A 9923-nucleotide genomic window follows, 5' to 3' on the forward strand; every position below is an offset into this window, starting at 1 on the left:
GAGGTCTGCTTCAAGCCGAGCGAGCTGCCGACTGACGATCGACTTGGAGACGCCGAGCCGGCGCGCAGCAGGTGACACTCCTCCGGCGTCAGCGACCTCCACGAATGTTCGCAGTTCTTCGATGTCCAATTTGGCGTTCCTGCTTTTGCGACACTGTGTGGCGTGGGTGGGTGCTACCGTATCGCAAATGGGAATGGCAGAGTCCACGTAGACATCGTCGCAGACGGCGCATGTCTCCCCGCAAATCAACCTCATCTGACGGCAGCAGAGGATAATCATGACCTTTCGCAACGGCCTTGCGTCGCTTCTTCGTCCCGAGGACTCGGTACTCGTCCTGATCGACCACCAGCCCTACCAGCTCGCGAACCTGAACAGCCACGAGCCGCAGATGGTCGTCAACAATGCGACGGCACTAGCGAAGGCTGCCAAGGCTTTTGGGGTTCCCACCATCCTGACGAGCGTAGTCGCGGAACGGGGCGGTCTCATCTTCCCCCAAATCACCGATGTGTTCCCGGGCCAGGAGGTGATCGACCGGACGTTCATCAACACCTGGGAGGATAAGAAGGTGGTGGACGTGGTCAAGGCGACGGGCCGCAAACAACTGATCATCGCCGGTCTGTGGACCGAGATCTGCGTCGCGATGCCGGTGATCCAGGCCTTGGGCGAAGGCTGGGATGTGACGGTCATCACCGATGCGTCGGGTGCCGTTTCGGTCGAAGCTCACCAGGTCGCCATCCAGCGCATGATCGCGGCCGGCGCAAACATGATGACGTGGCTGGCGTTGGCCGCCGAATGGCAGCGCGACTGGGCGCGTATGGAAACGGCTGTCAAGCTGACGGAGGTTATCCAGCAGCACGCCGCGGGCAGCGGCATTGCCTATCTGTGGGAACAGCAGCTGCTCAACACGCCGGTGCCGCGCGCCGCGAAGTGATCTGAACCGGGTGACGAGAAGCAAGCACGATGGGTAGCAAACGAGCTGAATGCTTGTCGGTCCTCGTCACCCGCCTCAGACGGGCCGCTGAGAGGAAAAGCGCGGGCCATCGACTGCGCCCGCGCCGCGCCCGGCAGCGGCTGTCGACGGCGAAATGGAGCTTTGCCGCGGCGACGGCGGTCGCCGTGATGCCAGCCGCCGCGCGGGCACAGGTTGGGACCGACATCGGTCGCGCACCGACGCTCACCATAGAGCGTTACCCGGAGGATTGGTCCCACCTCGCCGATCCCGCCAAACGGACGGGCCGCTGGACGGAGCAGTTCAAGTACATCCCGTTGAGCGGGGATGGATCGATGTATCTCACGACGGGCGGAGAAGCTCGGTCGCGCTACGAAGGCTATGGAAACGTAAACTGGGGATCGGCGCCGGACGATGGTTATGTCTGGCATCGGCTCATGCCCTACGCCGACTTTCATGCGGGCAGGGTGCGGCTGTTCGCGCAACCGATCCTCTCTGCGATTTCCGGCGTTCGCCGCGCCGAGCGACCGGTCGATACCACGGGCGCCGATATGCTGCAGGGGTTCGCCGAGGTCGAGATGGATGTGGCTGAACGTATCTTCCTGCGCATGTCGGCGGGACGCAAGCTTGTGTCGCTCGGCGCGGGACGCTTCATCGATACACGCTATGGTCCAAACATCCCTCAAGCCTTCGACGGCCTCGACGCCACGCTGACGGGCCCGACCCGGCAGGTGACGGCGCTGTACTTCCGTCCGGTCGATAACGAGCCGGGTGATTTCGACGGTCGCGCCTCGCGCGAGAAGGCGGTCTGGGGTGTCTATGCGACGCAGTGGCTAAGGGAGAACCGGGCGATCGGGTTTGATATCTACTATCTGGGCTTGCGAGATCGCAACGTGGTTTTCGACCAAGGTGCCGGCAGGGAGGTGGCCCACACCATCGGGAGCAGGATCTTCGGGGACACGGGTGACTGGCACTGGAACCTCGAGGGCGCCCTTCAGGGCGGAACCTTTGCGGGTCGCCGTGTTGCAGCGTGGGGAGTCGGCAGTGAAATCGGCCACCGATTCCTTCGTGCGCTGATGCAACCCGACGTCAGCCTCACGGCTGATGTCATCTCGGGCGACGACGACCCGGATGATCGAAAACTCGGGACGTTCAATCCCATGTTTCCCAGAGGCAAGTATTTCGGCGCATTGTCTCCGGTCGGGCCGCGCAACCTGATCCATATCCGACCGTCCGTGACCGTCGACCCGCGCAAGGACGTTGCGGTTTCGTTGTCTGGCGCGGCCTATTGGAGAGAAAGCACGCGCGACGGGATCTACGCAATTTCGGGGAATCTCGTGCGGAGCGGAACAGCGAGCAACGCGCGCTTCATCGGAAAGCAGCTCGAACTCGCCGTAGCATGGCAGGCCACAGCGGAGCTGAACTTGTCAGTGTCAGTGAGCGCCTTCGATCCCGGACGATTCATTCATGAGACGGGGCCGGCTCGGACCGCGACGATGGTCGGCGCCATGGCCGGTTCTAGCCATGAGTCCGTTCTTCGTTTTCGTCCCGCTCGAGCACGCCGCCCAACTTTCGAAAGCGGCTGCCGCCAGCGTGGCAGGGCTTTCATCTACTAACAAAAAGGACGATGACGATGTCGATCGATCGCTTTCCCGTCGGACTTGAACTGGATGTCTCCTATCCGAACTTTCAGGTCAGTCTGACGCTCCTGTCAGCTACGCAGTTGAGGTTCGAGATCAAGGAAGGGCCATTCGCTCGGACCGAGACCGTCGATATTCAGGTCGTACCGCTCGGCAATAGTATTTTCGCGGTAAGCTGGCAGGAAGAGAACGGTTCGACAGTCACGAATGTCCAGGACTATGATCGCGGTCTGATCCACTCGTTCGCGACGCTGCCTGGCGGTCAGTTTTTGCGGATGATGGGGACAATTGCGGTCAGCCGGCCCGCCGATCGTACTTTCGACGATCGTCCCGGGCGCAACAAGGCGCTGGTGCTCGAGGCAATGACCTCACTGTTCCAGCGTCATGATGCGTCGGCAGTGGAGCGCCTCTACGCTCCAGATTACGTCCAGCACAATCCGAGCATTCCTCAGGGCCGCGATGCCTTGCAGGCGCTCGTCGCTGATCTATCCCAGGACGTCTATTACGAGCCCGGCCTGATCGTGGCTGAAGGCGATCTCGTCGCTATCCACGGCCCCATCCGCGGGTGGGCGGACGCACCGCAGGTCGTGGTCGATGTCTTCCGGATCGAGGACGGCAAGCTGGCCGAGCATTGGGACGTGCTGCAGAACGAGGTGCCGGTGGCGGCGGCCCTTCGCGGCATCTCGATGTTCGATGCCGAGGAAGGGGCGCCTCGCGCGCGACCGGGAACGGCATGAATGGCAGCGAACGCGACGACCGATCGCGCTGAAAAGTCAGGCGCTGGAGGAGTTCAACAGCGACCTCCTTCTCGCGGACGCCCACACCGACCAAAGAATTCGGAAGGAGCTTTCATGGAAATCGGTATCGACAGCTTTGCGGCCATCCTTCCGGATCCGGCGACCGGCAAGCTTCCTTCGGCGACCGATCGCATGGCCGGCCTCATCGAAGAGGTCGAGGTAGCCGACCGGGCCGGACTCGACGTCTTCGGCATCGGCGAGCATCACCGCGCCGAGTTCCTCGATTCCGCGCCCACGATCATTTTGGCCGCGGCAGCAGCCCGCACCAGCCAGATCCGATTGACGAGCGCGGTGACGGTCCTGAGTGCCGCCGACCCCGTGCGTGTCTTTCAGGAGTTCGCGACCCTCGACTTGATTGCCAAGGGCCGTGCTGAGATCGTCGTCGGCCGAGGTTCGTTCGGCGAGGCCTTTCCGCTGTTTGGGCTGGATACACGGGCCTATGACGACCTCTTCGCCGAGAAGCTCGACCTGTTCCTGAAGCTGCGCGAGACGACCAATCTCACGTGGGAAGGCCGCTTCCGTCCGGCGCTCAGCGGTCAGGGCGTCTTCCCGCGTCCCCATCAGCCGCGGCTGCCGCTATGGATCGGCGTCGGCGGTACACCGCAATCCTTCGCTCGCGCCGGCGCGCTTGGCCTTCCGCTGATGGTTGCGATCATCGGCGGCCGTTTCGAGCGTTTCCGTCCGCTCGTCGATCTCTATCGCGAAGCTGGCGCGCGCGCCGGGCATGATCCCGAAAAGCTCGCGGTAGGTGTCCATGCGATGGGCTTCGTCGGCGAGACCGATACGGCAGCGGGCGATGCCTTCTTCCCCGGCTGGGCGCATCTAACAGCGAAGATCGGCCGTGAACGTGGCTGGTCGCCGCCGACGCGCCGGCAGTTCGACGACATGGCGGGGCCCGACGGCGCGTTCCTGGTCGGTGGTCCGACGACGGTCGCAGCTAAGATGCTCCATGCCAGCGAGGCGCTCGGCGGCGTCTCGCGCATCACGTTCCAGATGAGCACCGCTTCTCTCGAAACCGCCGCGATGAAGCGCTCGATCGAGCTCCTAGGCACTGAAGTCGCGCCGATCGTCCGGGCGGCTGGTGCAAATCCGTGAGGAGTGTTCCGTCTCTGGAAGGAAACACGTGATGGTATCCACCTCTCCACGATCCGGCCGTTCCGTCGTAGTCACCAGCGCCGGCGCCGGCCTTGGCCGCGACATCGCGCTCGGACTCGCCGCCAAGGGCTATATCGTCTTCGGTACGGCGATGTCCGCCGCGGAGGTCCAAGATCTCAAGGACGCTTCCGGCGGGCGTGTCAGCCTGACTGTCTGCGACGTCACAAAGGCGATGGGCGTGGAGGCTTGGGCCTGCGGTGTGACGGACGCACTTGGCCCTGCCGGGCTCAACCTCCTGATCAACAATGCCGGCATCCTCACTCAAGGTCCGATCGAGATCCTTCTGCTCGACGCCATCCGGCAGGAGTTCGAAGTCAACGTGTTCGGCGCCCTTTCGGTGATCAACGCATTCTTGCCGGCCTTACGGAAGGCGCGCGGACGTATCGTGCAGGTCAGCACATGGATGGCGAGCTTGCCGTTGCCGTTCAGCGGGCCGTCGGGAGCGTCGCATGCGGCGATCGAGGTGTTCTCGGCTGTCTACCGCGCCGAACTGAAGCCCTTCGGCATTGAGGTCGTGGTGGTGTCCACCGGCAACATGAAGACCGGTGGTTCAGCGAAGACGGCGGCCTTGGCGCGGATCGCAAACGGGATGACGTCAGGTCAACGCAAACTCTACGGCAAGACGTTCGGCACCTTCGTGGACGGGCTGAGCAGCATGCAGGCGACCGGTATCGACTCGGCCGCGGCCGCTGCACGGGTAGTCGAGATCGCCGAGCAGCATCCCGCACCGAGCCACGCGGTGGTCGGCGCCGAAGCCGAGCAGATGCTCCGAGCGGCCCACGAGAAGCCCGACGCCGAGCTGGATGCACTCCGTCTGAAGCTTGTCGGCCTGAGCCGATTTTCATCTCAACCACGGAAAGGACCAACCAATGGCAAGTGAGACGATCCGCAATCCCCACACCGATCAGCTCCTGTCGCCCGAGAATTCGGCGTTGATCATCATCGACTACCAGCCCATCCAGGTCTCCTCGATTCGCTCGATGCCGCGCGACGAACTCGTTTTCAACATCACGAGCGTCGCCAAGGCGGCAGTCAATTATAACCTCCCGATCGTCCACTCGACCGTCAACGTGGCGACCGGCCGCAACAAGCCGCCGATCCAGGAACTGCAGGACGTGATCGGCCACCTGCCGACCTACGACCGCACCTCGATCAACAGCTGGGAGGACACCGAGTTCAAGCAGGCGGTCAAGGCAATCGGCCGCCGGAAGCTCGTCATGACCGCGCTCTGGACAGAGGCGTGCCTGACATTCCCTGCACTCGACGCGATCGAGGAAGGCTACGAGGTCTATGTGCCGGTCGATGCGGTCGGCGGCACCTCGCTCGCCGCGCACGAGGCGGCGCTGCGCCGCATGGAGCAGGCCGGCGTGAAGCTCATCAGCCGAGTGCAGATGTACTGCGAGCTCCAGCGCGACTGGGCCCGCGAGGCAACGGTTCCCGGCTTCATGGACGTTTTCGAGAGCTTCGACGGCTTCAATCCCGAGAAGGCCGACGAGGCGGCGCGAGTGCTTTGAGCCGCTGACAATCAATCATGGCGACGGCCGGCTTTCGGTCGTCGCCCCTGTCTACATCCAATCTGGCGAACTTAGTTAGGGACTAGACCAAATCATGACGACGCTGACGACGCAGGACGGCACCAGGATCTTCTACAAGGACTGGGGTTCAAAAGACGCCCAACCCATCATGTTCCATCACGGCTGGCCATTGAGCGCGGACGATTGGGACAACCAGATGCTGTTCTTCCGCAGCAAGGGCTACCGCGTCATCGCGCATGATCGGCGCGGGCACGGCCGCTCCGATCAGACCGATACGGGGAATGAGATGGACACCTACGCGGCCGATGTCGCCGAGCTGGTTCGGGACCTCGATCTGAAGGACGTAGTCCATGTCGGCCACTCGACCGGCGGCGGCGAGGTGATCCGCTACGTCGCGCGCAGCGAGCCCGGCCGTGTGGCCAAGGCGGTGCTGATCGGCGCCGTAACCCCGATCATGCTGGCGACACCACGATATCCCGGTGGCCTGCCAATGGAGGTGTTCGACGGATTTCGCGACGCACTCCTCCGCAACCGCGCGCAATTCTTCCTCGATGTCCCCACCGGACCCTTCTACGGCTTCAACCGCGAGGGCGCCGAAGTGAACGACGGACTGATCCGCAACTGGTGGCGGCAGGGCATGATGGGCGGTGCCAAGGCCCATTACGACTGCATCGCCGCCTTCTCGGAGACGGACTTCACCGAGGATCTGCAGGCCGTCTTCCTGCCGGTGCTGCTGATGCATGGCGAGGACGACCAAGTGGTGCCGGTCGACGCGTCGGCCCGCAAGGCGATCGAGCTGCTAACCAACGGCACGCTGAAGACCTATCCCGGCCTGTCGCACGGCCTGTTCGCCACGCATCCCGATATCATCAACGCCGATCTGCTGGCGTTTATCGAGGACCGGACCGGGCAATGAACGCCGTAAGGGACAACCCCGCCGAACATCGTTTCGAACTGGCGATCGATGGCAGCCGCGAGATCGCTGCTATCTACTACCGCAACGAAGGCGATCGGCTCATCCTCACCCATACCGAGGTTCCGCAGCAATTTTCCGGGCGAGGGTTCGGCTCGCAGCTGGCGCGCGGCGTGTTCGGCACGCTTCGAGCCAGCGGCCGCAAGGCGATCCTGATCTGCCCTTTTATGACCGCCTTTTACGCACGCCACCCAGAATATTCCGACATCGTCGGTGGCGCGGACCGATCAGGAGAGGCGGCATGATTGAGATGGTCATCGAGCAGCGGCGTCGAGACCTCGGTGGCAGCTTCGAGGTCGGACGCGTGCTGCCGTTCGCGAGGCGGCGCATGGTCGGTCCGTTCATCTTCTTCGACCATATCGGGCCGATCGATCTCGCGCCTAGCCTCGACCACAGCATAGACATCCGCCCGCATCCGCACATCGGCCTGTCAACCGTGAGCTATCTGTTCGCCGGCGAGATCATGCACCGCGACAGCCTCGGCTACGAGCAGGCGATCCGTCCGCAGGAAGTCAACTGGATGACCGCGGGCAGCGGCATCACCCATAGCGAGCGGTTCGAGCGTGCGCGGGCGCAGGGTGATCGCGTGCACGGCATCCAGGCCTGGGTCGCGCTGCCGGCCGAGCAGGAGGAGGTTGCGCCGTCCTTCTCGCACCATTCCGGACGCGATCTGCCGCAGTGGAACGAGGCGGGCGTTATCGGTCATCTCATCGCCGGCAGCGCCTACGGCCTGACGGCCGGCGCCGAGACGCACTCGCCGCTGTTCTACGCGCATCTCGACATGGCGCCGGAAGCGACCGCCGAGGTTCCGGACGGCCACAAGGAGCGCGCTCTCTATATCGCGACCGGTGCGGTGGAGGTGGATAGCCGGCGCTACGAGGCAGGCAGGATGCTAGTGCTCGGTGCCGCTACCTCGCGCGTAAAGGCGTTGGAGCAATCGGCGGTGATGGTGCTCGGCGGCGAACCGGTCGGCGAGCGCTTCATCTACTGGAACTTCGTCTCTTCCTCGAAGGACCGGCTCGCGCAGGCGGCCTCGGACTGGAAGGCGGGTCGGATGAAGCTGCCGGACGCCGACGACGCGGAGTTCATCCCGCTGCCGGACGAGCCTGCGCCGGCCATGCCGTGAGCGGCCCGATGACACAGGGGAGCCTCCTGACAACCGACACCGTCGCCTGTGCAGACACCGAGGTGGAGAACCGCATGCGGCCGCAGAGCTTTGAAACGGGCTTTGTCGCCATGATCCGAGGGAGATCATAATGGCGGCGCCTCGCGCCCATGTAACGGCTTCGGAGACCGGAAAGAGCCCTTTCGCCGTCCGCATCGAGATGAGCGGTCATGTGCTTACGGGTGACGAACCCGTGGATGCAGGCGGCGGTGGACTTGGTCCCAGCCCTTTTGAGCTCCTCTCGGCTGCGCTGGCGGAATGCACCGCGATGACTGTGCGCTGGTACGCGCGCCAACAGGGCTGGCCCGTCGAACATGTGGCGGTGGTGGTCGACTACGGGAAGAAACTACTCGTGGGTGCTCCAAACCCCCTCGACGTATTCGAGAAGACCATTTCCATTCGCGGCCCTCGGCTTACCGACGAGCAGCGTGCACGCCTGCTTGATGTTGCCGCCAAGTGCCCAGTCCAACGCGTTCTAGAGAGCTCCCCTTCGATCAAGGCAAAGTTGGGAACACCAACCGGTCAAATCACCGGATAGCCGACGAACCTCGCCAATCAGTGGGACGGTGTAAGCCATGCTTGCAGAATCTTTGATTTCCAGGAGTGGTCGTGATGAACGCAGACGCTGCGCCGGCCAGCCCCGGTTTGCCTGAAGTCATCGTAGGCCTCGTCTGCCTTTCCGTTCTGGCTATTGGCGGGGGTGTCGGTTTGGTGCGACTAGGCATCGATCCGATTGCGCTCGGCATCATCCTGACTGCGCTTTCAGGCGTTGGTGGCATGGCCGGTTTCTTCGCGGCCTATCTACTGCGTATTCGATCCTGGGCGGCCTTCGGCGTGCGGCGCATATCCTGGCGTTGGATCATGATCGGTGCCGTGCTCGGAGTGCTCGCCTTCTTTGCCTATATATCGTTCACCGGGGACAGTCGGACCCCGCAAGACATCTACGCAACCGGAGCAAGCGGCGGGATCTGGACCGTAATCGCCGCCACCTTCTTCCTGAGTGTCATCACCCCGATCGGAGAGGAGTTCCTATTTCGGGGGGTCGTCACGACTGCACTTCTCCGCTATGGAGCGTTCATCGGGGTGGTCGGCGGCGCGCTGATCTTTGCGATTTTTCATGGCATCAACATGGTGTTTCCGACGGCGGTCGTGGTCGGTTTAGCCGCCGGCGAGGTTTTCCGCCGAAGTGGTTCGATATGGCCCGCCGTAACCGTGCATTTCGCCGTCAATCTGCCGACCATTCCAGTCATGGTGCTCGCGAGCGTGGCCAAATGAGCAATTCTGATAGCAAGGACACCAGATAGCTGGTTGACGATTTATCCGCTCGTCTACAAGAACCTTACAACCCCGCGACCGATCTGACAGCCGCAACGACTCTCGGCGTCACGGGCTTGCTCGTTTAAACGTTGTCGCACGATGGGAACCTCTGCGGCCAGATGGACCGCATCGACAAGTTTCCGGAGAACGCGTTTTCACTTCGCTCAAACCCACCGCGATGCCCTTGCCCATTTCCGCCTGGAGGGTCGATGGTGCAAGGGTGAGAGCTACAACCTTTTGCTGGGATTGCGAGTGCCATGTGCCGGCGTGGTCATCGCTAATAGCGCAAAGTGGACATCGTCGAAGATTATAAATACGCGCTCTAGGGTCTGTTGAGATTCAGGATTCACAGATTGGAATGTCCGTGATTCAAGCTCCGAAAGGAGCTTGGC

Annotated in this window: 12 protein-coding genes; 11 read left to right on the plus strand and 1 reads right to left on the minus strand. The window is 62.9% G+C overall.

Going from position 1 to position 9923, the window contains the following annotated elements; translation table 11 throughout:
* Nucleotides 1–129: LysR family transcriptional regulator (locus OZ411_RS41950; protein ID WP_282532661.1), on the minus strand; the 129-nt coding region annotated here is incomplete at its 3' end.
* A 148-nt stretch (nt 130–277) separates the two neighbouring features.
* Between OZ411_RS41950 and OZ411_RS41955 the strand changes: the two genes are divergently transcribed.
* From OZ411_RS41955 to OZ411_RS42005, 11 genes are all read left to right on the plus strand, one after another.
* Nucleotides 278–931 carry a hydrolase gene (locus tag OZ411_RS41955; RefSeq protein WP_282532650.1) on the plus strand — a complete coding sequence of 218 codons (654 nt, stop codon included), beginning with the start codon at nt 278–280 and terminating at the stop codon, nt 929–931.
* Nucleotides 932–984: 53 nt separating this feature from the next.
* Complete coding sequence (locus OZ411_RS41960; RefSeq protein ID WP_282532651.1) at nt 985–2565, plus strand: alginate export family protein; 1581 nt, start codon at nt 985–987, stop codon at nt 2563–2565.
* Between the two features lie 17 nt (nt 2566–2582).
* Nucleotides 2583–3326, plus strand: a complete 744-nt coding sequence (locus OZ411_RS41965) for a nuclear transport factor 2 family protein (protein WP_282532652.1) — start codon at nt 2583–2585, stop codon at nt 3324–3326.
* A 114-nt stretch (nt 3327–3440) separates the two neighbouring features.
* Nucleotides 3441–4481, plus strand: coding sequence for an LLM class flavin-dependent oxidoreductase (locus OZ411_RS41970; RefSeq protein WP_282532653.1), 1041 nt, complete (start codon nt 3441–3443; stop codon nt 4479–4481).
* 31 nt (nt 4482–4512) lie between these two features.
* On the plus strand, nt 4513–5421 hold the full coding sequence (locus tag OZ411_RS41975; protein WP_282532654.1) for an SDR family NAD(P)-dependent oxidoreductase: 909 nt from the start codon (nt 4513–4515) through the stop codon (nt 5419–5421).
* Nucleotides 5411–6055, plus strand: coding sequence for a hydrolase (locus tag OZ411_RS41980; RefSeq protein ID WP_282532655.1), 645 nt, complete (start codon nt 5411–5413; stop codon nt 6053–6055). Before OZ411_RS41975 ends, OZ411_RS41980 begins: the two co-directional genes overlap by 11 nt.
* Before the next feature lie 94 nt (nt 6056–6149).
* The gene (locus OZ411_RS41985) at nt 6150–6992 is read left to right on the plus strand and encodes an alpha/beta hydrolase (protein WP_282532656.1); all 843 of its coding nucleotides are present in this window, start codon (nt 6150–6152) and stop codon (nt 6990–6992) included.
* Complete coding sequence (locus OZ411_RS41990; RefSeq protein ID WP_282532657.1) at nt 6989–7294, plus strand: GNAT family N-acetyltransferase; 306 nt, start codon at nt 6989–6991, stop codon at nt 7292–7294. The genes OZ411_RS41985 and OZ411_RS41990 overlap by 4 nt, the downstream gene beginning before the upstream one ends.
* Complete coding sequence (locus OZ411_RS41995; protein WP_282532658.1) at nt 7291–8175, plus strand: pirin family protein; 885 nt, start codon at nt 7291–7293, stop codon at nt 8173–8175. Before OZ411_RS41990 ends, OZ411_RS41995 begins: the two co-directional genes overlap by 4 nt.
* 130 nt (nt 8176–8305) lie before the next feature.
* Nucleotides 8306–8752 (plus strand): OsmC family protein, encoded by a 447-nt coding sequence (locus OZ411_RS42000; RefSeq protein WP_282532659.1) that lies wholly within the window; start codon nt 8306–8308, stop codon nt 8750–8752.
* 74 nt (nt 8753–8826) lie between these two features.
* Nucleotides 8827–9489, plus strand: a complete 663-nt coding sequence (locus tag OZ411_RS42005; protein WP_282532660.1) for a type II CAAX endopeptidase family protein — start codon at nt 8827–8829, stop codon at nt 9487–9489.
* Nucleotides 9490–9923: the final 434 nt, after the last annotated feature.

Source organism: Bradyrhizobium sp. Arg237L, from assembly GCF_029990105.1.
In the GTDB taxonomy this organism is placed as follows: Bacteria; Pseudomonadota; Alphaproteobacteria; order Rhizobiales; family Xanthobacteraceae; genus Bradyrhizobium.